General features: G+C 58.1%; 15 protein-coding genes and 2 riboswitches. Of the genes, 14 read left to right on the forward strand and 1 reads right to left on the reverse strand.

Features of this window, described 5'->3' with window-relative positions:
• Positions 1–8 precede the first annotated feature (8 nt).
• From LPW11_RS14555 to LPW11_RS14585, 7 genes are all read left to right on the forward strand, one after another.
• On the forward strand, positions 9–971 hold the full coding sequence (locus LPW11_RS14555; protein WP_230994599.1) for a glycosyltransferase family 2 protein: 963 nt from the start codon (positions 9–11) through the stop codon (positions 969–971).
• On the forward strand, positions 949–2,202 hold the full coding sequence (locus tag LPW11_RS14560) for an O-antigen ligase family protein (protein ID WP_230994600.1): 1,254 nt from the start codon (positions 949–951) through the stop codon (positions 2,200–2,202). The genes LPW11_RS14555 and LPW11_RS14560 overlap by 23 nt, the downstream gene beginning before the upstream one ends.
• Positions 2,195–3,331: a glycosyltransferase gene (locus LPW11_RS14565; RefSeq protein WP_230994601.1), complete on the forward strand. Its 1,137-nt coding sequence runs from the start codon at positions 2,195–2,197 to the stop codon at positions 3,329–3,331. The genes LPW11_RS14560 and LPW11_RS14565 overlap by 8 nt, the downstream gene beginning before the upstream one ends.
• 35 nt (positions 3,332–3,366) lie before the next feature.
• Entirely contained in the window at positions 3,367–4,512 is a 1,146-nt protein-coding gene (locus tag LPW11_RS14570; protein ID WP_230998299.1) for a glycosyltransferase family 4 protein, read from the forward strand.
• Between the two features lie 747 nt (positions 4,513–5,259).
• A complete protein-coding gene (locus LPW11_RS14575) occupies positions 5,260–7,845 on the forward strand; it encodes a heparinase II/III family protein (protein ID WP_230994602.1) in 2,586 nt (861 codons plus the stop codon).
• A 267-nt stretch (positions 7,846–8,112) separates the two neighbouring features.
• A riboswitch (cyclic di-GMP riboswitch) is annotated at positions 8,113–8,189 on the forward strand.
• A gap of 73 nt (positions 8,190–8,262) precedes the next feature.
• Complete coding sequence (locus LPW11_RS14580) at positions 8,263–10,002, forward strand: Ig-like domain-containing protein (protein ID WP_230994603.1); 1,740 nt, start codon at positions 8,263–8,265, stop codon at positions 10,000–10,002.
• A 611-nt stretch (positions 10,003–10,613) separates the two neighbouring features.
• On the forward strand, positions 10,614–12,872 hold the full coding sequence (locus LPW11_RS14585) for an Ig-like domain-containing protein (protein WP_230994604.1): 2,259 nt from the start codon (positions 10,614–10,616) through the stop codon (positions 12,870–12,872).
• Positions 12,873–12,973: 101 nt separating this feature from the next.
• Here the strand turns inward: LPW11_RS14585 and LPW11_RS14590 are convergent, their stop codons facing one another.
• The gene (locus tag LPW11_RS14590; RefSeq protein ID WP_230994605.1) at positions 12,974–13,615 is read right to left on the reverse strand and encodes a PEP-CTERM sorting domain-containing protein; all 642 of its coding nucleotides are present in this window, start codon (positions 13,613–13,615) and stop codon (positions 12,974–12,976) included.
• Between the two features lie 485 nt (positions 13,616–14,100).
• A riboswitch (cyclic di-GMP riboswitch) is annotated at positions 14,101–14,177 on the forward strand.
• A gap of 73 nt (positions 14,178–14,250) precedes the next feature.
• On the opposite strand from LPW11_RS14590, the gene LPW11_RS14595 reads away from it, so the two are divergent.
• From LPW11_RS14595 to LPW11_RS14625, 7 genes are all read left to right on the forward strand, one after another.
• Positions 14,251–15,915 (forward strand): Ig-like domain-containing protein, encoded by a 1,665-nt coding sequence (locus LPW11_RS14595; protein WP_230994606.1) that lies wholly within the window; start codon positions 14,251–14,253, stop codon positions 15,913–15,915.
• Positions 15,916–16,600: 685 nt separating this feature from the next.
• Positions 16,601–17,473, forward strand: a complete 873-nt coding sequence (locus LPW11_RS14600) for an XrtA system polysaccharide deacetylase (protein ID WP_230994607.1) — start codon at positions 16,601–16,603, stop codon at positions 17,471–17,473.
• Positions 17,455–18,489 carry a FemAB family XrtA/PEP-CTERM system-associated protein gene (locus LPW11_RS14605; RefSeq protein ID WP_230994608.1) on the forward strand — a complete coding sequence of 345 codons (1,035 nt, stop codon included), beginning with the start codon at positions 17,455–17,457 and terminating at the stop codon, positions 18,487–18,489. Before LPW11_RS14600 ends, LPW11_RS14605 begins: the two co-directional genes overlap by 19 nt.
• A 7-nt stretch (positions 18,490–18,496) precedes the next feature.
• Positions 18,497–19,432: a glycosyltransferase gene (locus LPW11_RS14610; RefSeq protein ID WP_230994609.1), complete on the forward strand. Its 936-nt coding sequence runs from the start codon at positions 18,497–18,499 to the stop codon at positions 19,430–19,432.
• Positions 19,432–21,849 (forward strand): glycosyltransferase family 2 protein, encoded by a 2,418-nt coding sequence (locus LPW11_RS14615; RefSeq protein WP_230994610.1) that lies wholly within the window; start codon positions 19,432–19,434, stop codon positions 21,847–21,849. Before LPW11_RS14610 ends, LPW11_RS14615 begins: the two co-directional genes overlap by 1 nt.
• Positions 21,850–21,851: 2 nt before the next feature.
• Positions 21,852–23,732, forward strand: a complete 1,881-nt coding sequence (gene asnB / locus LPW11_RS14620) for an asparagine synthase (glutamine-hydrolyzing) (RefSeq protein WP_230994611.1) — start codon at positions 21,852–21,854, stop codon at positions 23,730–23,732.
• On the forward strand, positions 23,725–24,252 hold the full coding sequence (locus LPW11_RS14625) for a serine O-acetyltransferase (protein ID WP_230994612.1): 528 nt from the start codon (positions 23,725–23,727) through the stop codon (positions 24,250–24,252). Before asnB ends, LPW11_RS14625 begins: the two co-directional genes overlap by 8 nt.
• Positions 24,253–24,255 lie beyond the last annotated feature (3 nt).

Genomic DNA, 24,255 nt, shown 5'->3' on the forward strand with positions numbered 1-24,255 from the left:
GGTAACTCTTGAACCCGGTTGTTTCGGTAGTGATACCTACGTACAACTCTGCATCAACCCTCCGCGACTGTGTCACATCGGTCCTTGCTCAGACTCACAAGTCGCTGGAGGTGATCATCGTCGATGACGGATCGTCGGACGACACTGTCACGATTGCGCGCTCTTTTGGCGGCCCCGTGGTGGTCCTGACGAAGGAAAATGGCGGTCCGGCCAGTGCCCGCAATTTGGGGATCAGGAAGTGTAGTGGTGAGTTCATCGCTTTTATGGACTCAGACGATCTCTGGCTTCCCACGAAGGTAGAGCGACAAGTCGCTGTCGCCCGCTCAGCTAAGAAACCGGCACTGGTCTTCACGGGCGTGCAAAGGACTTTGGGGCCGGGTATGATACCCCCTTCTCCGCAATATAAACTCTACAGCGGTGAAAATCCACTCACTTACGCGACTCTTTGGGCGAAGAACTGGATTACCACATCGAGTGTTCTGGCACACCGTCTGGTGTTTGAGGACCTGCTCTTTGACGAGGATCCCCTCATTGAAGGGGCAGAGGACTTCGACCTATGGCTGCGCATTGCGAACCGGCACCCGATCTGGTATCTCGACGAGGTGCTCACCATCTACCTCGTGTCGGGCGGCGGACACAGTCGCAGCAACATGGAGCGGACGTATCTGGCGCTTAATAGGATGTATGACAAGCTCGCTCCGCTGTCGGAACGCCACCATCTATCCGCACGAGATCTCAATTGGAAGAGGTTCGAACTAAACAAAATCTTCGGAATTCGTTTCTTTCAATGCGGGAATATATCTGTGGCAAAAAGCTACCTCCGGAACGCTCGGTCCGCCTCTTGGTATGACTTATCGCTCATGTATTTCTCCCTTCTAACGTTTCTTCCGGAGTCTTCCCTAGAGTTTCTTCGGAGGATAAAAAAGAGCCGGATGTTTGGAGCCGTCAATGGTATCGCTCGGCATTGCTAGTCTTGGCGTTTCCTGCTTCATGATGAAATCGCTCAAGTGCCCCATCGTCGGATACCTCTTGATGCTCGTGCTCATTATAGCCAAGCCGTATATCTACGATATCTTTCCTGAGATGTATACCGTGTTGCATGGCCCCCTCGTCCTTGGAGGCTTCCTCCTGGGACTCTGCGTTCTTACCGGTGCCCCAAGCGAACTGACCGCTCGATCATTGAAGACTTTCGGCTGGCTCACTGGCTTTCTCATTGTTTGCTGGCTCACCCACGCTTTAGGGGAAGGAGGTGGCGGACCCCACCGGTATCTCGGCGAGATAACGAACATGTGGCTGCTCTTTTTCATCGGCATCTGTGTGGTCAGAAATTCCTCCGACCTAAAGAACCTCCAGTACTGGCTGTCTGCTACCTTCATCTTCGTGGCCGCCGCCGCCTATTATCATTACCGCGTCCTTGGGTGGGAGATGCCGCTTCCTTCCCGGCGTCTGGTTGATCGGAACGAGTTCGCATCTACGTTGGCTGCGGTGGCGCCCCTCTTCATGTACCTAATCCTGACGGCAAAGAGCACGTTTCCCCGGAGCATCGGGATCTTTGGAGTTATCCTAATCATAATTTGCGTCATTCCGAGCTATTCGCGCGGAGCTTTCTTAAGCCTTGGTATCGCTCTAGCCCTGTGCTCAACGATGGCACAGGATAAGAAAGCCTACTTCATCGTTCTGAGCGTGGCTGCACTCTTAGGGGCCGCTAGAGTCTCCAGCACTTACATTGAGAGGATCTCCAGCACCGTCGACTATAAGGAAGAAGCCTCAGCTGCTGGAAGGATAGCGACATACGGTGCTGCCATATATATGGTCCGTTCTGCACCCATTCTGGGGGTCGGTGTCGGAGGTTTCAATGACAACTTCTGGAATTACTGTCCAGAAAAGTACCGTCAGTTTTGCAATCCGGGAAAGAGTGTCCACAACATCTACTTACAGGTCCTCTCTGAAACAGGGATCCTAGGCTTCACTGCTTTCTCGGCGTTTCTGCTCTCGGCACTTGCCCCGTTGCGAGGCATGCTGACGCGTCGCCCAGAGTCTAGCCACGAGATGCTGGCGTATGCCTTCGGGATCTCCTGTGTGGTGCTGCTATTCTCGTACGCTTTTTTGCCTGGCGCGTACAACTCCTTTATCTACCCTCTTCTGGCAAGCTTCATTGCCTCGGTGTCAGTCACTCAAGGAAAGAGCGTGCGTAATGATTAAGGTCCTTCATCTTTTGGAGTCATTTGTTACAGGCGGCGCTGAGAACGTCGTTTTCGAGCTCTGCCGGGGCCTGCACCAAGCAAGCTTCGATTCCACCGTCATTGCAATACGGGACGGGGATATGTTTGAAAGATTCTCAGGTGTAGCTAATGTTGATGTGGTTCCGAAACGTAAGGGGCCTGATCCTACTCTGTTGTTTCGTCTCAGGGATAGAATACGGGTGCTGAACGTTGATGTAGTGCATGTAGTAAACGGGCTAACAGTTGTTAATTACGGCGTAACGGCTGCTAGATTGGCAGGCATCCCTGTGGTTGCCTCCGTGCATGGCGCCAGTCACTTGATGCAGACTGGCTTCGCTCCTACGGTATGGCGCCGAATGCTGAAAGCTGCGGATATGAGAGTGGCGGTTTCGGATGACATCAGGAAACGGTTGAAGATGTGTCTGGGAAGTGACGTGCCAGTGCAACTTGTTTATAACGCAATCGATGAGTTATCTACAGTACCGGATCCTGAATTCCGTACTGCGTGTTTCGGGGAGTGGGGGATACCTGAGGATGCGACCGTCGCTGTATGCGTCGCAAATCTGCGGGAAGTAAAGGGCCATAAATTTCTGATCCAAGCTGTGTCTCGCGTCGTCAGAACTGTATCGAGCTTTCATTTACTCTTGATAGGAACAGGACCCTTGGAAGCTTCTATAAGGGAAGCTGCTTACGGATTAGGGGTTGAGAGCCATATACATTTCGCCGGTCTTCGTAAAGATGTCCCCGCATGTCTACAGCTGTGCGATATCTTTGTGCTCCCCTCTATCTCGGAAGGAACCCCCCTCTGTCTCCTGGAGGCAATGAGAGCCGCGCTCCCTGTCGTTGCATCCAGAGTCGGAGGGATCCCTGAGATAGTTGTTGATGGCGTCACTGGCAACCTAGTGCCGCCAGAAGATCCGACTGTACTTGCAACCTCTATCTTACATCTCATCCAGCGTCCAGAGTTATCGAAGAGGTACGGCGAACAGGGGAGGGCAAGATTGAGGAACGCGTTCACCCTCCCGCTTTTCTTGAACCGATATGCAAAACTTTTCGAAGAAGTCTCCGCTAAACGTTCCTTCTTGTGTGCATACGGGGTAGCATCATGAGGGTCCTTTCGCTAACGACTCTCTTTCCTAATAACATGCAACCGAACCTTGGTGTCTTCGTCCGTAACAGGTTAGAGGCTCTATCAGCATTTACCGAGGTGCAGGTGGTTGCGCCCGTGCCATGGGTACCTTCCTGTTGTCCCGGGAATAGGGCGCGCCTTTATAGGTTGATACCCGCAAAGGAATGTATAGGAGGGCTAGAAACATATCATCCCCGGTACCTTGTCACTCCCAAAGTTCTCCGCCGGCTCTACGGGATGATGTACTTTCGATCAATTGTGGGCTTTATTAGGAAACTCCACCGAGAGAATCCTTTTGATATCATCGATGTCCACTGGGCGTACCCAGATGGCTACGCTGGGGTCGCCCTTGCCAATCTGTTGGGTGTTCCTGTTTCAGTCTCTCTGCGAGGGAGTGATATCCACACCTATACCAAAAAAGCGGCAATCAGGAAACTGATTGTCCATACCCTGCAACAAGCTGATCTCATTATCCCGGTGGCACAATCCATGGTCTCCCTCGTAGAAAATCTAGGCGTTTCACCGGAGCGCGTGCTTGTTGTGCCTAACGGAGTCAATGGGAGCATTTTTACCCCTATGGACCGTGCAGAGGCCCGCGCAAAAGTGGGGCTACGAACCGGCAGCACCGTTGTTCTTTCCGTGGGGCGACTCGAAAAACCGAAGCGCTTCGACCTTCTCCTGCGTGCCTGTACCAAACTGCGCCAAGGCATCAAGGCTGACCTCCAGTTGGTGATCGTCGGAGATGGTAGCTTGGGGGAAGAACTGAAAACATTGGTGATCGAGCATGGCATGACGGAAAATGTTCTTTTTGTCGGTGAAGTTGAAAACAAGGATCTCGCACCGTGGTATTGCGCTGCGGACCTCTTCTGCCTGGCCAGTGACAATGAAGGCTGTCCGAATGTCCTGTTGGAAGCCGCTGCTTGCGGAACTCCGATCGTAGCTTCAAACGTTGGAGGGGTTCCTGAACTTGTGTCACGAGAGAATGGTCTGGTGGTACCGGAAAATACTATTGAATCCTGGAGTCGCTGCATACTCGCGGCGATGGATGCACGATGGGATCCGTCGAAAATAAGTTCCACTGTGCTTCATCGGACTTGGGAAAATATCGGACAGCAGGTCTTCGAGGGATTCTGCGCATGCCGCTGTGCACCGCGGCGATGAGATGGCGGACGGAAAAAGGGGGAGCTGGTGGAACTTGACTTCATTGGAAATATTGCGTCTGCGTAAGATTCCGATTCTCTGCAAAAGGCGCCATGCGCTGGAACAGTCATGGTGGTCAATGTGACTATACGTATGGCGATCTTGTTTAACCTTTGATGATGAGAAGTTAGGCTACGAAAAGAGGTAGGTCGTTGCCATATACTACCTCTGACGGGAGCAGGGAGTTTCAAGCCATCTCGCTCGAAGGGACACAGCCACGCAAGCAATGACACTTGCTCCTGAGGGGATCCTTACAAAGACGCTTTGTTCCATATGGTATACTCTGTTTGTCTCCTTCCGTCATTCAACGCCTCAGTCCATAGATACGACCGGTGCACCATATCGTTGCAGTGGTTGGTTTTTTTCAGGCCTTCACTCCCTCCACTCGTGCCGGACTATATCATGTCGCTGCAGGTACTTCCCCAACTTGGTGATTTGAAATACTCGATTTTATTACCGCGTATGATACCACCACATCTTACTGGACGGAGTTGTAGGCCCTTGGCTTTGCGAATTCGTTGCAGTGTCATGGACGAGACGTAGGCGGCTTGTGGCGATGGGTTTCCATTCTTTCTTCGAAGGCTCGTGCGGAGGCAGTATCAAGATCTATTGCCCCTTATATACTATTTCTTATGCCTTGGGGAAAATGGCAGTTCTCCCTGTCAAACCAGGCAAGCAGTCAATATAAGGCAGTTTTAGGAGGTGGACATGGACAAAGCAAGGAAGGCGAAAGCCCCGATGCCATTCACGCTGTTTGTTTTCACGGTCTTCTGCATGCTCTCAACGACGAAGGCCGCACGTGGATTAGATGCATCCACGGTTGGAACAGTGTATGGCGATGCCGCTGGTCTTGCTCGGGTTGAGATTCTTGAGACTCAATTCCGCAATATGAGCATCAAGTCGCAACACCCACGTATCATCCTCACTCCTGAGCTGATCACGCGAGCTCAGGCACGAATTCAGGCGCAGCATTACAAATGGGCATCTATCAAGTCAGCTGCGGCTAATGATACTATCGCAGCAGCTTTTTGTTATGCCGTGACCGGAAATAACGCGTATGCATCCATTGTTTACAATAACCTCATGGCTGAGACCGCCACCTCTTGGACGGGGAGCTACACGTCAAATAACGTCTCCGGTACCGACCGCAAAGTTGCAGAATGGGCCATTGCCTTTGACTGGGCCTACAATGGCCTTACTCAACAGCAACGGGAGGCACTCGTAGAGAAAATTGCCGCTGCGGCAAACATAGCGGGCCGGGCCGCATGGATACGTGCCGGAAACCGAATTCAGAGTACCGGGGGGGAAACCTTTCACCGTGAGGAGTGGATATTTTGGGCATGGCGGGCTTGGCCTGAGATAGTGCTGGCGAATCATCTTGCTGATGCCGATTTCTGCTATAAGAGCAGGTGGAGATATGATTCCATTTATGGAGACGCTGCTAGAGCATTTGCTTATTTAAACGACGGGACACCTCTGGAGGGATACCAGTACGGTGCAGATGGAACTAGTTGGTTCATGGCCTTGAAGAGTGCGACAGGAATAAACCTCGTTGACGGTGCAGACCTGCACTATGATATTTCGGCTGCCGATTACCAGCTTTACAGCACAGACTTCGGGCTCAATAGAAATGTCCTCCATCACGGAGTTGGCCTTGGTGCCGGAGGTCTCGCAACCTATTCAGACACGACAGGAAATGACTTTAATTGGAAGACGAAGGAGTACCACTCGGTAGCTACTCAATTGGCAGCAACGACAAACCCATACCAGCAGTGGATTGCTAAAAATATACTTACATTCGATAAACGCGGTGCCTCCAGCTGGATTTTCACCAACGAATACTACGGCGAGTGGAAAAATTTTGAAGATATCGCAACCTTGCTATTTTACGATCCGGCGCTTCCTGCCATCGATCCGCGGCAGGCAACCTATGATCAATTGCCTTTTGCGAAACACTTTGACGGGGGAAATGAAGTCTACATGCGGTCCAGTTGGGCAGACAATGCAGTAATCGCCTCTTTCCGGTCTACTCCTGCTTTTACAAAAACCTCCCACGGCGACTTTGATGTCAACAGTTTTGCGTTGTACCGCAGAGGAAATTTGGCCCCGGAATCCGGAGTGTACGATACGTATCAGGGGCAGACAAACTATATAGGTTACCAGAAGAATACGGTGGCGCATAACACGCTTTTACTCATAGATCCTGCAAATCCGGACTCACCCAAAAAATTAGGGAACAATAACCCAGATCCAGGAGGAACAGAAAAAACCACGACGAGAACTTTCGGGACAATACATCCTACGTTTACTTCTATAACTAATACATTTTTGCTAAATAAGGCTGCCAACTGGGGAGATATTGTTGCCTTTGATACGAGTAAGGCTTTTGATTATGCAGTTGGCGAGGCACCAAAAGCGTATGGCACCCGTGCAACTGAATTCACGAGAGCTGTGATGTTTCTGCGCAAGGCGGGAGACAAGTCGTATGTTTTAGTATTCGATCGCGTTGAAGCATCTGATTCAAAGTTTAAGAAAAAGTTGCTATTGCACACTGTAAACGAACCTTTGCTCAATGGTAACGTCCTTAGTACAGAGGCCACTGGCCATATTTACACCACCGATGGTGACTCGTACTCAGCAACGAATGTTTTTAACAACTCGGCCCTGTATGGCAAGGTGTTACTTCCGCAAGACCGCCGGATCCGGAAGGTAGGAGGTCAAGGATACGAATTTTGGGTGGATGGAAGCGTTCCGAAGAACTGGGGAATTGACTGGACGGTTCTGGCAGCGGATAAGGAACGATATATGGGCGGACCCATCCAAGAGATCGGACAATGGCGTCTGGAACTGATGCCAGCAATTCAGCAGCAGCGTGACCTTTTTCTAAACGTTATGTATGTTGGCGACGTAGACGAAAAACTTCCCCCTGTCTCACGGTTTGTGACTTCAAATTCCTCGCTCATAGGAGTCTTGCTCGAAGACAGTGTTACACAGAACTACGTCGTGATTTTTAATTCTGCAAAGTACAATACAGCCGCCACCAACACCCTTAGCTACTCGGTCGGCGGCACTGATCCTCAAAACTCCCTCATAACACATATCATTACTGAGGTCACTCCCGACACGCACTTCGTCGTGAAGCAAAAGGGCATCACCATCGCCACTCCTACTTCATCTCACAGTGGGACCATCTCCTTCACCTATAAAGGCGGCGGTTCTTTTGCTATCGAAGTTGCCTCCACGTCTTCCGTTGTCCCGCCGGGACCGCTTGGTGGGAGGCGTATACAACAGTAGTCTTCCTGTGAGGAACGAGCGAGGCAGTTGGAACATTTCTAGTTGCTTCGCTCGCGCTTTCACCCCTGACTCGCACAGCCTTTCCTCCCACCCCGCTTTGTTAGCAACCACAGCCCCGCCAACTTCTCCTGCAGGTTCAGCCAATCGAATGGGTCTTTCGCTCACTGTCCGGCATTATAGGGAGAGTTGTAAGTTTGGGTTTTTGGTGACCTGCAGCACCTCCCGCGTTCTTCAAAGAGCTTATAGTAGCTCCAAACTTGCTCCGGTACACGACAATACTAAACCACCCGCGAGGGTGGGACGGAAAGCCTAAAGGGTCTCCCTGAGACAGCCGGGACGCCGAAATGCCTCGATGCATTTGCGGGTCCCGGCTTTTTTGTGCCCGGACCTGCACAACCCCGTCTCGTGGAGGTCTTTGTGGTGGTAGTGAAAGGTAAGTGCGGCAGGAGACTGCCTTTATTTCTGGCAACGCTTCACGTTCTCTTCATCCTGCTGGCGTCGGCGGCGCCGAGCTTTGCCGCCAGTGTCATTCTCGACTGGGATCCCTCAACCGATGCGGATCTCTCCGGGTACAAGGTGTACTACCAGGCGGACTCCGCGGCTATTCCTTTCAAGGGGACTGGTGCGACGCAGGGGAGTGCCCCGATTGATGTCGCCAATACGACGACAGCTACCGTCGACGGACTCGATCCCGCCCGTTCCTACTTCTTTGCCGTAACCGCCTATAATTCCGTCGGGACGGAAAGCGTCTACTCAAACATCATCGAAATCCCCGAAGCTGTCGCTCCGATCGTGACCATCAGCTCTCCCTTGGCATCCGCCTCCGTCAGCGGTACCGTCCCCGTTACCGCCAGTGCTTCCGACAATGTCGGGGTCGCAAAGGTGGAGTTTTACATCAACGGCGCGCTCAAGGCAGCCGTCACAGCCGCACCGTACGTCTACTCCTGGAATACCTCTGCGCTCCCCCCCGGAAGCTATACCCTTTCGGCAAAGGCCTATGACGCTGCCGGGAATGTCGGACAGTCAGCCGGCGTCGCCGTGAAGGTAGCAGGGGATGTCGTTCCACCAACCGTCTCCGTTACCTCACCGACAGCCAATACAGCCGTCACCGGCTCTGTGACGGTTTCTGCCAGCGCAACCGACAACGTGGGCGTGACAAAGACGGAGGTGTACGACAACGGGACCCTCGCCTTTGTCAGCAACCAGAGCTCGGTATCCTACGCCTGGGACACGACGCGTGCCGCCTCCGGCACCCATGCACTTGTGGCCAAGGCATACGACGCCGCAGGGAATGTCGGCCAGTCCTCCACTGTCGTGGTCACTGTCGGGACCGACGCCACCCCCCCGGCGGTTGCCCTGACTTCGCCCCTTGCCGGGAGCACCGTGCGCGGTGCAGTCAGCGTCTCGGCCAATGCCACTGACGCCGTCGGCGTGACCCGGGTGGAGTTTTATGTCCAGGGAGCGATCGCTGCCACCACGACGACCGCTCCGTACAGCTTCACCTGGAACACCGCCTCCGTCGCAAACGGCTCTTATACCCTCACCGCGAAAGCGTACGACGCCGCAGGCAATATCGGGCGGTCCGGCACCGTGACCGTCACCGTTTCCAATGACAAGACAGCTCCGTCAGTCTCCCTTACCTCGCCTGTCGCCGGCACCAAAGTGGGCGGGACCGTGGCGGTCACGGCCGCTGCTACCGACAATGTAGGAGTCGGCAAGGTTTCCTTTTTTGTGAACGGGGTGTTGAAAAGTACCGATACCACCGCGCCCTATAGCTACAGCTGGACTACCACGGCTTTTGCCAATGGAAGCTATACCCTCACCGCCAAGGCCTACGACGCCGCCGGTAACGTCGGGCAGTCGGGATCCGTCACGGTCACCGTCTACAACGACAAAACTGCCCCTACCGTGACATTGCTCTCCCCGACGTCGAGCTATTTCAAAGGCACCTCTCTTGCCGTCAAGGCGTCGGGCACCGACAATGTCGGCATCAAGAAGATGCTGCTGTACATCGACGGCGTGCTGAAGTACACGACGACTTACAGCTCCTTTTCCACCTCAGTTGCCCTCGCTGCGGGACAACACACCATCGTGGTGAAAGCTTACGACGCTGCGAACAATGTAGGTACCGTGACGAAAACGGTGACTCTTTACTAAGGCTCCTGATGAGTCACCACCTTGTTTAGCGAAAAGGGGGCGCGTCTCACGACGTGCCCCCCTCCTTTTGTTACCGCTTACCGCGTCAGTCCATTTTCTTCCCTCTTCCAGAAACCCTTCTGCAGAGCAGCATGTAACTTTCGAGCTACGGCTGTTCATCCTTTTGGCAGTGCTCGACTGCTGGACTGGATCCCTCAGATATATCCAAATGACTGCAACTTTCGGGATACCTACTCCATAACTCTGCTCTTTGTCTGGACAGCCTTTTTGACCACCTGATTTAGTCCACTCCCGCAAAAAAGTTGTGAAAACAGCTTATTAGGCATCAATGCTGCCCTTTGGCTCGCTGGCACTACACTTGCGAATTAATTTCTCGATAGGGTTGAAACTAATTAGTCTAGCGGCGTGATCTCACTCACACAACAACTCCGCGAGATCTCCGACAGTTACAACCAGGTATATCGACGGCAACAAACCATCCGCGAGGGTGGAAGAAAGTCGCTGGGTCACTGGCAGAACGCCGGGTTCCGAATGCCTAATACGCGTCAGCGGGTCCCGGCTTTTTTGCGCCTAAAGATCGCCACATACATTCCCAAAGGGAGGTAACCATCATGAAAAAGACCAGGTGTAGTTCCAAAAGTGTGCTCCAGACTGCGCTGATGCTGCTCGCGCTTTCTGCTCCTGCCCATGCTGCCACTGTTGTACTCGATTGGGATCCTTCGAGCGACGCCGACCTCGCCGGCTACAAGGTTTATTACCAGGCGGACTCTGCAGCCGTTCCCTTCAAGGGGACCGGCGCTGCCGAGGGGAGCGCACCTATCGATGTGGCCAACACGACTACAGCGACCATAAACGGCCTCGATCCGAGCCGGTCCTACTTCTTTGCTGTCACCGCCTACAATTCCGCCGGAACCGAGAGCGTCTATTCCAACGTCATCGAGATCGCAGAGGCGATGCCGCCGGTCGTCAGCATTACTTCCGCAGTCGTTAACGCGGTCGCGGCAAACGTGGTGACGATTACCGCCAGCGCGTCCGACAACGCGGGCGTTACCGGCGTTCAGTTCTACGCCAACGGCGCCCTTATCGGGACCGTTTCTACCGCGCCATATGTTTATACCTGGAACACCTCGTCCCTCACCCCTGGCACCTACACGATTTCGGCGAAGGCTACGGACGCTGCGGGGAACGTGGGTGAATCAAGCAGTGTGCAGGTCACGATCGGTGGGGATACGGTTCCTCCTACTGTTGCGGTGACCGCTCCTGGGCCGAATGCTTCATTGAGCGGCGGTGTCACGGTAACCGCCAATGCCACAGACAACACGGGTGTCACGAAGATCGAGGTCTACGACAACGGCACTGTCGCTTTCGTAAGCAATCAAAATTCCGCAAGCTACTACTGGGACACCACCCTGGCAAGCAATGGCACCCATACTCTCACTGCAAAGGCATACGACGCGGCAGGGAATGTTGGACTGGCAAGCGATGTGACGGTAACGGTTCTGAACGATTCCTCCGCTCCGTCGGTGACCTTAGCCCCCCTCGGGACCGGTACGGTAGGTGGCGTGGTCGGCATTGCCGCCAACGCCTCTGACAACATCGGGGTTACCCAGGTAGAATTCTACGTCAACGGCGCTCTTCAGAGCACCTCCACGAGCGCTCCTTACGGCTTCAGCTGGAATACCGCCGTGCTCACTAACGGCTCCTACACCCTCAGCGCCAAAGCTTTCGACGCGGTAGGTAACGTTGGGCAATCCGGCACGGTGACCGTAACAGTCTTCAACGACACCTCCGCACCCGCCGTCTCCATCCTTTCCCCGACGAGCGGCAACACCGCGACCGGAACAGTCAATGTCGCCGCCGCTGCCAGCGATGATGTCGCCGTCTCCAAAGTGGAGTTCTACCTGAACGGGATCCTGCAGAATACCTCCACCAGCGCTCCTTACTCCTTTACCTGGAACACCGTGAACGTGGCGAATGGCTCCTACACCATCAGTGCAAAAGCATTCGACGCAGCGGGCAACGTGGGACAGTCCGGCAGCGTGACGGTAGCAGTCTTCAACGACACCACCGCTCCGAGCGTATCACTCGCCGCCCCGACGACCGCTTCCGGGACAGTTACGGTTTCCGTTGCTGCCAGTGACGATGTGGCGGTCTCCAGGGTGGAGTTCTACCTCAATGGCGCGCTGCAGAGCACGACGACCAGCGCCCCCTACGGCTTCAGCTGGAATACCTCCAATGTGGCTAACGGCTCCTATACCCTCAGCGCAAAGGCTTTTGACGCAGCGGGGAACGTGGGACAGTCCGGCAGCGTGACGGTAGCAGTCTTTAACGACACCACCGCTCCGAGCGTTTCGGTCACCGCCCCGACCACCGCTTCCGGGACAGTTACGGTTTCCGCGGCTGCCAGCGATGATGTAGCGGTCTCCAGGGTGGAGTTCTACCTCAATGGCGCGCTGCAGAGCACGACGACCAGCGCCCCTTACAGCTTCAACTGGAATACCGCAAGCTTCGCCAACGGCTCTTATACCTGGACCGCAAAAGCGTACGACGCAGCCGGCAATATCGGCCAGGCCGCAAACGTGGCGGTCACCGTCCTCAACGACACTACCGCGCCGACGGTAGCCTTCACTGCTCCCACTTCCCTCTACCTGAACGGCAGCAATGTGAAGATCAGCAGCTACGCTACTGATAACGTCGCGGTTGCAAAGATGGAACTCTACATCGATGGGGCCCTCAAGGTCTCTACCAACCAGAGCTCCATCAACTTCTCCTGGAACTTCGCCAAAGGGATCCACACCCTCGCGGTGAAAGCATACGATACTTCCAACAACGTCCAGACCGCGTCCCAGAAGCTGTACCGCTTCAACTAGCTCTCCTGCTGACACCGAACGGCAAAAAAGGCAGCTCCATCTGGGGCTGCCTTTTTTGCGTCTATCGAACGAGATCAGAGCACGGTCAAGAGCCGAGGTCCCTACCGTTTCATCCTCCGCCGCGCGAAGCCGATGGCTGCTATGCCTCCGGCGAGGAGGAGGAAGGTTGAGGGTTCCGGTACCGGATCGGCGGTTGCCGAGTCTATTTGTACCAAGAGGCCGGTGGGGTTGGTGTAGGGGGCATCCCCCCAAGGACCGTTCTCCACCACAAAGAGAAGGAAGTTGATCTCGTCGATAAAACCATCGGTGATTGTAGCGGTGGTCAGCTGTCGGTAACTGTTGTCGCCGCCAGGAGTTGAGCCGATCCGATTACTATTAAAAAACAACTCGCTAACGTTGTCCGATGCCCAGGAGATCTTCAAGATCGCAGTCGCGGGATCAAAGTTCGTTAGGTCAAATGTGGTGAGATAGAAGTAACTGCCAGGGAGGTTTCCCGTCGCCGGCCCCATCGGCCACGTCTGGTCCGGATTGTTGAGTGTTATCCACTTCCCCGGGGTCCACACCGCTGCCGGAAAAGTCACCGGTATGGCTTCCGTGGGCTCGGCTTGCCCCTCAAAGTAAACTGAATACGCCGACGGCGTGTCGCTGCCATAGACAGTAAAGGCTTTAGCGCCAGCTACGGACGCCGAAAAGAGAACTGCCGCACACAGTGAACAGACGACCCCCAGGATTGACTTCTTCATCAGAACCCTCCTTGTATTTATTTGCAGCAAATCAATGTATGAGCAGTGTCGGAATCTTCATCGACCCAATGGCAAAAGCATAACCGGTGCCATCTGTGAAAGCTGCTGTTTCACCTGCGGTTTCTTCGTTGCGGTTGCCGGTGGGTTATTTTTTTGTAAAGAAATCCGACACTCCATTCACCCGATATAGAGGGCAGAAACTTCTTGACCGCAGCTTTGGTTTTAGGGTTACTAGCGCGTTCCAGCCTTTGGCAGAAAAGTGGCCGAGGGAGATGCCGGGAACGCCTGCCGGCTTATCCCGGCCTACATAGGACAGAACCCTCGAAAGTATCAAGGGCGAGGGTGGGGGGAGTTCATTGGAGGTGGCATAGCGCCGTCTGGAGTAGACGAAGCAAAAAAGTGCGCCTCTGTGATTTGAAACACATGAGAAAGACCGGCGTTGTGGTTCACTGGCGCCAGCTTGCGGTGCATAAAATTTAATAGGTACACGATAATACTAAACCATTCGCGAGAATGGGACGGAAAGCCTATAGGGTCTCTCTGAGACAGCCGGGTCGCCGAAATACCATGCGTGGTGTGCGGCCCCGGCTTATTTTGTTTCTGCCTGCCGCGCTCCACGGTTTTCGGAGGGCGACATGGCCAGGACGAAGCCGAACAAAATATCAGTGAAGATTTCTCTCCTGTACGCGGTCCTGCAGCTTTTGCTTACCTTCTGTTTCTTCCCTTCGGCTTCTTTTGCCGCCAGCGTCGTCCTCGACTGGGATCCCAGCACCGACGCAGATCTCGCAGGGTACAAGGTCTATTACCAGGCCAATTCCTCCGCATTGCCTTTTGGAGGCTCCGGAGCAGACGAAGGTTCTGCCCCCCTCGACGTGAAAAATGTCACCAGCACCACCATCAGCGGGCTGGATCCGAGCAACTCCTACTACTTTGCGGTGACCGCCTACAACTCGGTCGGAACCGAGAGCGTCTACTCCAACATCATCGAGATAAAGGAGGCGGTTGCTCCTTCGATAACGGTAACCGCACCTTCGACGACTGCGATCGGGACCGTCACGATCGGTGCCAATGCTTCCGACAATGCCGGTGTGACCGCAGTCCGTTTCTTCGTCAATGGGGAGATGGCTGCGGAGAAATCCTCTGCCCCATACTCCTTCGAGTGGAACACCGCGTCCCTTACTCCCGGCTCCTATTCGATCTCGGCAAAGGCGTACGATGCGGCGGGAAACGAGGGGACCTCCGATGTTGTCGTGGTAACAGTTGCGGGCGACACCGTGAAGCCTGCTGTTTCGGTCGTCGCGCCGACTGCTCCCCTAAGCGGTATGGTCGCTCTTTCGGCAAGCGCCACGGACAACACGGCCGTAGCCGCCATCGAACTGCAACTCGACGGCGCCGTCATCCTCACCGGAAACCAGAGCCCGGTAAGCTACACGCTCGACAGCTCGGCCGTCGCAAACGGCAGCCATCAGCTCTGCGCGAAGGCGTACGACGTGGCGGGAAATGCCGGCGACGCGTGCGTATCCCTTTTCGTCAACAACCCTGTCGTTGACTCCATTCCCCCCGTCATCAGCGCCTTTGGCATGCCCGCGTCTGCCGGTGCGCTCAATGTTCCGATCGAGTCTTTCTCCGCAACCGATAACGTCGCCGTTACCGGCTACCTCGTCACCGAAAGTGCTGATCCTCCGGCGGGTAACGGGGAGGGGTGGAGTGCCTCCGCTCCCGCGTCCTTCCGCTTTGCCGCTCCCGGCACTCACACCGCCTTTGCCTGGGCGAAAGACGCGGCGGGGAATGTTTCCGCGGCAGGGAGCGCGACTGTCACCATCACCCTGCCCGACACGACCGCACCGGCTGTCTCCCTCACCCTCTCCAACTCCGGCTCGACAGTCAGCGGCACCGTCAATGTCTCCCTCGCCGCGACAGACGATACGGCCGTCGCGAGGCTGGTCCTCTACGTCAACGGCAAGATGCAGGGCAGCTCGAACATGTCGTCGTTCAACATGGAGTGGAACAGCACCTCCGTTGCGGACGGCTCCTACACCTTCACCGCCAAAGCTTTCGATGCGGCGGGGAATGCAGGGGAGGCGGTACCGGTGACCGTGACGGTCTCCAACGTCCGCGAGCTCTCACTTCTCGATGCACTGACCGCGCTGCAGGTCGCCTGCGCCAAGATCATCCCCAACGCGGAGCAGGTGACGCAACTCGACGTGGCGCCCGTTGTTGGCGGCAAGTCGGCCCCCGACGGGAAGATAGACGCGGGTGACGTCCTCGTCATCCTCTCCCGTGTTGTCGGGAAAAAGTGAGGCTACATCCTCCTGCGGCCGATGCTGGCAGCCGCTCTGAAGCGACAGGGGTGGGGGAACTGCCACCAGCTATGGAGGTGCCGGTTTCCCCCGCCCCCTGCCCCTCGGCCGCCAACTGTTCGGGGACATAGGTAACACTTTCTCCTACACCCACAATGGTGGGCGCGCAGCGACTGGCGGTCGCTCGATTTGTCCTGCTTCTTCCATGCGTTCGTTAATCGCGCCGCCCCCCATCCCCCTCCTGTCCTCCCCCTTGAAAGGGGAGGAACGCGCAGCCGGTGGCCCAGGTTTCATCATCTCGTCCCCACAATTTGCGGAAGAACCTCTTTTGTTTCCCCTCTAACTCCCTCCATTACCCGCTCTCCCGGCATGTCCGCAGCAGAGCTAACTCCAGCTCGGACAACAATTATTGACAGGCTCTAATGTTGTTGTAGAGTAAATTCCTGGAAGCCGTGTCGGTGCCTTCGCCGGCCTCCCCCGAAGGTTCCTTATTCCCAGAATGGGAAGTGGCGCGATCACAGCACCGGGAAGCGAAACCTGTTCAACTGGAACAGATGCGGACGAGAAGACGTCTCCGCGGGGTGAGGCTGGTCGCTGAGACGACCTCCCCCTCGGCGTCCTCGGCTGCTTCGCACCGGGGCGCCGGACGGACCACAATTGTGGCCGCCGGGGGGAGGTCTCTCCCATGCTGAATGCCCTGACCATCGATGTGGAAGATTACTTCCAGGTACATGCATTTGAGGCGTACGTGGAACGGGGCAACTGGGACCGATTTCCACTGCGGGTGGGGGACAACGTGGCGCGGTTGCTGGACCTGGTGGATGAGTTCAGCGTCCACGCCACTTTTTTTATACTGGGGTGGGTGGCGGAGCGCCTGCCGGCAACCGTGAGGGAGATCCACAAAAGAGGACACGAGATCGCCTGCCACGGCTACGGCCATCAACTCATCTACCGCATCGGACCTAAGCGTTTCAGGGAGGACATCCGGCGCGCGAAGAAGATCCTGGAGGATACCGTCGGCGTCGAAATCCGCGGCTACCGCGCTCCGACCTATTCAATAACGAAGGATTCTCTCTGGGCCTTCGATGAACTGATCGAGGAGGGTTTCTCTTTTGATTCCAGCGTCTTCCCGGTGTACCACGATACCTATGGTCTTCCCGATGCACCCCGTTTCCCCTTCACCATAAGGCGGGAAACCGGGAACCTGCTGGAGTTTCCCCTTTCGACCCTCCCTTTGAAGGTGGCGGGGGTGCACTACCACCTTCCGATCGCGGGGGGCGGATATCTCCGGCTACTTCCGGTGTCGCTGATCCGGTGGGGGATCGAGCAGATCAACAGCCATGAAGGGAAGCCGGCGGTTCTCTACCTGCACCCCTGGGAGATAGATCCGGGGCAGCCGCGGATCAAGGCAGGTTGGAAGTCGCGTTTCAGGCACTACAACAACCTCGCCGGCACAGAGGCGAAGCTGCGCTATCTCCTGCAGGGGGTGCCGTACGGCACCATGAGCGATGTTCTGCTGACGGAAGGTGAGGGGGGCGCGTGCAAGACCACACCGTGACATTCGAGCTCGACCAGTCCCGCTGGGATGCCTTTGTCGAGGGATCCGCCGAGGCGACACCGTACCATCGCTACTCCTGGAGGCGGGTGATCGAGGAGAGCTTCGGGCACCGGGGGCACTACCTTGCGGCACTCGACGGCGCCGGAGCGGTGCGCGGCATCCTTCCCCTCGTACACATGCGCAGCGCCCTCTTCGGGAACTTCCTCGTGTCGGTCCCCTTCGTGAACTACGGCGGCCTCCTGTGCAACTCCGACGGTGCCGGTGCGGCGCTCGTGGCGGCGGCGGAGAGACTGCGCTCCTCCCTCGGGGCCGGCCACGTGGAGATGCGCCACCTCGCCTTCAAGGTAGGGGGGCTCCCCGCCCGCACACACAAGGTCACCATGGTCCTTCCCCTGCAGCCCGACGCGCAGTCGCAGTGGGACTCCTTCAACGCGAAGCTGCGCAACCAGATCCGCAAGGCCGAGAAAAGCGGCCTTACCTGCACTATCGGCCACCTCGATCTCCTCGACGACTTCTACGATGTCTTTGCCCGCAATATGCGCGACCTGGGGACCCCGGTGTACGGGAAGGAGTTCTTCAGAAACGTCCTGCGTGCCTTTCCAGAGCACTCGAAGATCTTCGCCGTCATGAACGACGGAAGGACGATAGCCGCCGGTATCGTCTCCTGGTACCGGCGCACCACGGAGATGCCGTGGGCCTCCTCCATCCGGGAATACAAGCCTCTCTGCCCGAACAACCTCCTGTACTGGGAGGCGATCCGCTTCGCCATCGACAAGGGGTGCGCGAGCTTCGATTTCGGGCGCTCGACCCCGGAGGAGGGGACCTTCAACTTCAAGAAGCAGTGGGGGGCGCAGCCGGTGCAGCTCTACTGGCAGTACCTCCTGCCGGAGGGGGAGCCCCTGCCGGAATTGAGTCCCAAAAACCCGAAGTTCGAGGCGGCGATCGCTCTCTGGAAGCGCCTCCCGGTAGGTATGACCCGGATTCTGGGACCGGCGATCGTGCGCAACATTCCGTGAGGGAGAAATGCTCTTTTCGATCATCATCCCTGCCAAGAACGAGGAGCAAAACATAGGGCGCTGCCTCGCCTCCATCTTTGCGACGGAGTGCCACGCCGACGACTTCGAGGTCGTGGTGGTGGACAACGGCTCCAGCGACGACACCGCCCGCATCGCCCGCGAAATGGGCGCCATCGTCTACGTCGTCCCCGGATGGACGATCGGGGCTCTCCGAAACCTCGCCGCCTCCAGAACGACCGGCGAAATCCTCGCCTTCATCGATGCCGACTGCACCGTTTCCCCCACCTGGCTCTCCGACGCGGCACGGCACCTCGCCACGCCAGAGGTCGTCTGCTTCGGCAGTCCTCCCCAGGTCCCCCCCGATGCGACCTGGGTGCAGCGGGCCTGGTACCAGGTGCGCAGAAAGAAGGTCTCTCTCGGCGAGACGGAGTGGCTGGAGTCGATGAACATGTTCGTGCGCCGCGAGGCCTTTCTCGCCTGTGGCGGCTTCGACGAGAAGCTCGTCACCTGCGAGGACTACGACCTCTCGCTGCGGCTGCGCGCCCTCGGAAAGCTTGTCACCGACAGCGATGTGGTCGCCTTCCATTTCGGCGAGGCGGCAACAGTGAAGCACTTCTTCCACAAGGAGTACTGGCGCGGCATCGGCAACCTGAAAGGAGCGATGCGCCACGGAGTCACCCGCTCCGAAATCCCCAGCCTCCTTATCCCGGTGCTGCACGCGCTGGTGACCATCACCGTCGTCGTCACCATCATGCTGGGGGACAGCCTCCCCCTGCAGCTTACCTGCGGCATCCTCCTCCTCTTCCTCCTGTGGCAGTCGTTGCTCCTTGTCACCTCACTGGTGAAGTATTACCAGCGCACGCCGAGCCGGGCCGTCCAGATCTTCCTGCTCCTCAACGTCTACTATCTGGCCCGGGGGCTCGCCTTTCTGAGGAACTCCTGATGACGTTCACGGAAGCCGCCATCCTCTTTCTCCTTCTCCTGCTGGCCTACATATACCTAGGCTACCCGCTCCTTTTGTGCGTTCTCGCGCGCCTTTTCCCGCAGCCGCACACCTTCGACCCCGGCTACATCCCGTCCGTTACCCTGGTGATCTCCGCCTACAACGAGGCCGGCGTCATCGGAACGAAGATCGAGAACTCCCTGCAACTCGACTACCCTCCGGAGAAGCTCTCGATCGTAGTGGTCTCCGATTGTTCCGACGACGGCACCGATGAGAAAGTCCTCGCCTACGCGCCGCGGGGGGTGCTCCTCTACCGGGCGGAGGGGCACCGCGGGAAGACTGCCGCCCTAAACGGTGCCATGCGGCACGTGTCGAGTGAGATCGTGGTCTTTTCCGACGGAAACGCCATCTACGACCGCGGCGCGATCCGCGCGCTGGTGCGGCACTTCAGCGATGAAAGGGTGGGGTATGTGGTGGGGCACGCCCGCTACCAGGAGGAGACCCGGACCGCGGCGGGGAAAAGCGAGGGCGCCTACTGGGATCTGGAGATCATGGTGAAGAAGTGGGAGTCCGCCTTTTCCTCCGTCGTCGGGGGAGACGGCGCCATCTACGCCATCAGGCGCTTCCTGTACCGGCCGATGCAGGAGACCGACATCAACGACTTCGTGAACCCCCTCCAGATAATCGTGCAGGGGTATCGGGGGATCTTCGACCCTGAGGCCTTCTGCACTGAGCATCCCGCCGGGCGCTTCGACAAGGAATTTTCCCGGAAGGTGCGCATTGTGAACCGCAGCTTCAACGGGCTTTTCCGCGTCGCGCAGGCGTTGCTGCCGTGGGCCACCGGGCGCTTCGCCTGGCAGCTCGTCTCCCACAAGGCGCTACGCTGGTTCTCCCCGTTTTTCCTGGCCCTCCTTTTCTGCGCGATCCTCCTCGAGTGCCTTGCCCGCCCCGCGTCCCTCGCTGTGCAGGGTGTCGCCGCCTGCTGCGTCACCTTCTGCACCCTCGCCGCTCTCGGCTGGGGGATCAGCAGGAAGAGGGAGCCGCACCCCCTCTTTTACCTGCCGTACTACTTCATGCTGGTGAACCTCGCTTCCGCAAAGGGGATCGTGCTTCGCCTGCGCGGTGACACCATAAGCACCTGGAAGACGGTGCGCCACGACGAACAGGTCGATGCCATGCCGGCCGCGGCACGCACGCCGCTCCTCCTGCTCCCCCCCCTCGGGGTGCTGGTCCTTGCAGTGTGGGGCGCCGGGGAGGTGCGCGTCCTCACCCTCACCGCTTTCCTGCTGACCCTCTTTCTCGGCCATGCCCTCCTCTTTTACCCGATGCTCCTTCTCCCCCTGAACCGGCTTTGGGGAAAAAGGATCGCGCGGGACGACTCATACACCCCGGAGGTTACCCTTCTCATCGTCGCCTACAACGAGGAGTCGGTGATCGAGGAGAAAGTGCTGAACACCCTTGCGCTGGAGTATCCAAAGGAGCGCCTGCGGGTCGTCGTCGCCTCGGACGGATCCACCGACGGCACGAACGCGGTCGTGGCGGGGTTCGCGAGGAAGGGGGTCGAGCTCCTGGCTTTCGCGGAGAACCGGGGGAAGGTCGCCGCGCTGAACGAGGCGATGGAGAGGATAGATTCCGAGATCGTCGTCTTCTCCGACGCGAACGTCTGGTACGCCCCCGGTGCGATCAGGAAGCTGGTGCGCAATTTCAGCGACCCGCGGGTGGGGGCCGTTTCCGGGAAAGTGATCCTGGCAAACGACGCGCTGAGCTACGGGGTGGCGGAGAAGAGCTACTACTGCATCGAGCACACCATCCAGGAGCGCGAGGGTGCGCTCGGCGTGCTCGTCGGCGGGGACGGCGCCATGTATGCCATCCGCAGGGAGCTCTTCACCCCCCCGAGCCCCGACACGATCCTTGACGATTTCGTGATCCCCATGGCCATCGCGCGCCAGGGGCACCTGGTGGTGCATGAGAAGGAGGCGCTCGGTTTCGAGGAGAACCTCATGGAGGCGGGGGGGGAATTCCGCAGGAAGGCGCGAATCATCGCGGGGGGATACCAGTGCCTCCTGCGCCCGGGGATGATCCCCCGGCTCTCCCAGCCGTTGCTTCTCTTCTGCTTCATCTCCCACAAGCTCCTGCGGTGGGGAAGCGGTCTCCTCTTCCTCGCCCTCGTCTCGGTCCTGGTGCAGCTGCAGGTGCTGCACCCGGAGACGGCGACCCCGGTTCTTGCGTGGCTCCTCACGGGGGCCGGCGGCGCGGCGTTCCTGGCGCTCCTGGTGCAGCTCGTTCCCCCCCTGAAGCGCTGGTCCCTTGCCAATCACTGCCATTACTTCTTCCTCCTTCTGGCCGCTTCTCTGGTCGGGTGCTATCTCGGGACAACCGGGCGCCAGCGGGTAAACTGGCGAAGCGAGGTGGCGTAGCCATGTGCGGAATCGCAGGTTTTTTCAGGTCATGCGCCCCCGAGGCCGACGAAGCGGTTTTGAGGCAGATGGGGGAGGTCATGCGCCATCGCGGCCCCGATGCTTCCGGGGAGTTCCTCGACGACCATGTCGGCCTTTCCCACCGAAGGCTCAGCATTCTCGACCTCTCTCCCCTGGGAAACCAGCCGATGCACTCGGCCGACGGCAATCTGGTCATCGTCTTCAACGGCGAGATCTACAACTTTCTCGAGCTGCGCGCGGAACTGGAGCGCTCCGGTGTGAGCTTCAGGAGCCGTACCGACACGGAGGTCATACTCGCTCTCTACGCCAGACACGGCGTGAGATCGCTGGAGATGCTAAACGGCATGTTCGCCTTCGCACTCTGGGACAGGGCGGGGCGAAAGCTCCTCCTGGCGCGTGACCGGATCGGGAAGAAGCCCCTCTACTACTGCCACCTCGGGGGGGACCGGCTCGCTTTCGCCTCGGAAATAAAGTCCCTCCTTGTACTTCCCGAGGTCGGGAGGAAGATTGAGCCGACCGCCATAGCGGACTACCTGAAGTACCTGTACATCCCGGCTCCGAAGACGATCTACCGGGGGATCTACAAGCTTCCCCCCGCCCACTCGCTCGAGCTTTCCGTCGGCGGCGAGCCGCGCGTCTCCGAGTACTGGGACGTCTCCTTCAAGGCCGCCTCCCGCTCGGCTGAAGAGGCTGAGGGGCGCCTCCTGGAGCTTCTGCAGGAGAGCACCTCCTGCCGCATGATCGCCGACGTTCCCCTCGGGGCCTTCCTGAGCGGCGGAGTCGATTCCAGCGCGGTCGTGGCGCTCATGTCCCGTGCAGCGCGGGAGCCGGTGAAGACCTGCTCCATCGGCTTTGCCGACAAGAGGCACGATGAGACCCCCTTCGCCCGCGAGGTTGCCGCGGCGTTCGGGACGGACCATCGCGAGTACCTGGTGCAGGAGAATCTCGCCGCCACCGCGGCCCTCATGCCGAAGTTCTTCGACGAGCCGTTCGCCGACTCCTCTGCGCTGCCGACCTATCATGTCTCGCGGCTGGCACGCCGGTTCGTGACGGTGGCGCTGGCCGGCGACGGCGGGGATGAAAGCTTCGGCGGCTACAGCAAATATCTCGTCGAGCTGAAAGAGGAGCTCGTGCGAAAGACGGTGCCGCGGCCGCTCCTCGCACTTCTGGCCTCCGGTGCGCGGACGGTGCGCCACCCCGTCGCCCGGAAGGTGCGCTCCCTCACCACGAGCGCCCTGTGCCAGCCGGCCCGCGCCTACTACCGCACCAACACTTTCATAGAGGACGACCTTCTGGAGGAGATCCTGGCGGCGCCGGTGCGCCGCGCCTGCACCGGGTACGACCCCGGCGCCTTCACCGAGCGCTGTTTCAGGAAGGTTGCCGGCGCGGACCACGTCACCTCCATGCTGTACACAGACCTGAAGACCTACCTCCCGGGGGACATCCTCGTGAAGGTGGACCGCATGAGCATGGCGCACTCCCTCGAGGTGCGCGCCCCGTTCCTCGATTACCGCGTCGTGGAATTCGCCGCAGCGCTCCCGACGAGCTGCAAGATCTCCGCTGGGCAGAAAAAGGTCATCCTGAAGCGGGTATTCGGCCCGCTCCTCCCGGAGAGCGTCTTCAACCGTCCGAAGCAGGGGTTCACCGTGCCGCTGGACTGCTGGTTCCGCTCCGAGCTGAAGGGGCTTGCCGAGGAGTCGCTCCTGCGCGAGGAGGCGATGGGTGAGTACCTTGATCGTGCGGTGGTGCGGCGCATCTGGGAGGAGCACCAGGACGGAAGGGAGAACCACGGGACCCTTCTGTGGGCCCTCCTGATGCTCGCACTGTGGCACAGGGCGTACCTCGGAGGGCACCATGTTTGACCGCGTGCGTGGCGATCTGCAGCGCCTGTCGCCCGGGAAGGGACTCTCGGCGCGCGCCGTCGTGGCGGGGGTCCTGTCGCAGGGGTTCCAGGCGATCGTGGTGTACCGCTTCTTCAACTGGCTGCACCGCCACCGCATCCCCGGGCAGCCGCTGCGCTTTTTCTGCGAGCGCTTCGTGGAGATTACAGCGGGGATCTCCATACCTGCTGCCTGCACCATCGGGAAGGGGCTGCGCATCCACCACTTCGGCGGGATCATCTTCCACCCCTCCGTGGTACTCGGAGAGGGGTGCACCGTGTACCACGGAGTCACCATCGGGGACCGCGGCGGGAGCGGGGGAGCGGCGGTCCTTGGCAACAACGTCCTTGTCGGTGCCGGCGCGAAGATTATCGGCCCCGTCACCATCGGGGACGACTGCGTCATCGGGGCGAACGTTGTGGTGACCAAAAATCTGCCGCCGGGGACGACCGCCCTCGGAGCCGGGTGCCGCCTCAGGTACCCGGATGGCCGCATCGAGTGAGAC

The organism is Geomonas sp. RF6, assembly GCF_021044625.1.
GTDB lineage: Bacteria > Desulfobacterota > Desulfuromonadia > Geobacterales > Geobacteraceae > RF6.

Excerpts from the sequence above, each read along its gene's own strand:
- LPW11_RS14560 (WP_230994600.1), top strand. The coding sequence starts at position 949 with ATGGTATCGCTCGGCATTGCTAGTCTTGGCGTTTCCTGCTTCATGATG.
- LPW11_RS14565 (WP_230994601.1), top strand. The coding sequence starts at position 2,195 with ATGATTAAGGTCCTTCATCTTTTGGAGTCATTTGTTACAGGCGGCGCT.
- LPW11_RS14570 (WP_230998299.1), top strand. The coding sequence starts at position 3,367 with ATGCAACCGAACCTTGGTGTCTTCGTCCGTAACAGGTTAGAGGCTCTA.
- LPW11_RS14575 (WP_230994602.1), top strand. The coding sequence starts at position 5,260 with ATGGACAAAGCAAGGAAGGCGAAAGCCCCGATGCCATTCACGCTGTTT.
- LPW11_RS14585 (WP_230994604.1), top strand. The coding sequence starts at position 10,614 with ATGAAAAAGACCAGGTGTAGTTCCAAAAGTGTGCTCCAGACTGCGCTG.
- LPW11_RS14590 (WP_230994605.1), bottom strand. The coding sequence starts at position 13,615 with ATGAAGAAGTCAATCCTGGGGGTCGTCTGTTCACTGTGTGCGGCAGTT.
- LPW11_RS14595 (WP_230994606.1), top strand. The coding sequence starts at position 14,251 with ATGGCCAGGACGAAGCCGAACAAAATATCAGTGAAGATTTCTCTCCTG.
- LPW11_RS14600 (WP_230994607.1), top strand. The coding sequence starts at position 16,601 with ATGCTGAATGCCCTGACCATCGATGTGGAAGATTACTTCCAGGTACAT.
- LPW11_RS14610 (WP_230994609.1), top strand. The coding sequence starts at position 18,497 with ATGCTCTTTTCGATCATCATCCCTGCCAAGAACGAGGAGCAAAACATA.
- LPW11_RS14615 (WP_230994610.1), top strand. The coding sequence starts at position 19,432 with ATGACGTTCACGGAAGCCGCCATCCTCTTTCTCCTTCTCCTGCTGGCC.
- asnB (WP_230994611.1), top strand. The coding sequence starts at position 21,852 with ATGTGCGGAATCGCAGGTTTTTTCAGGTCATGCGCCCCCGAGGCCGAC.
- LPW11_RS14625 (WP_230994612.1), top strand. The coding sequence starts at position 23,725 with ATGTTTGACCGCGTGCGTGGCGATCTGCAGCGCCTGTCGCCCGGGAAG.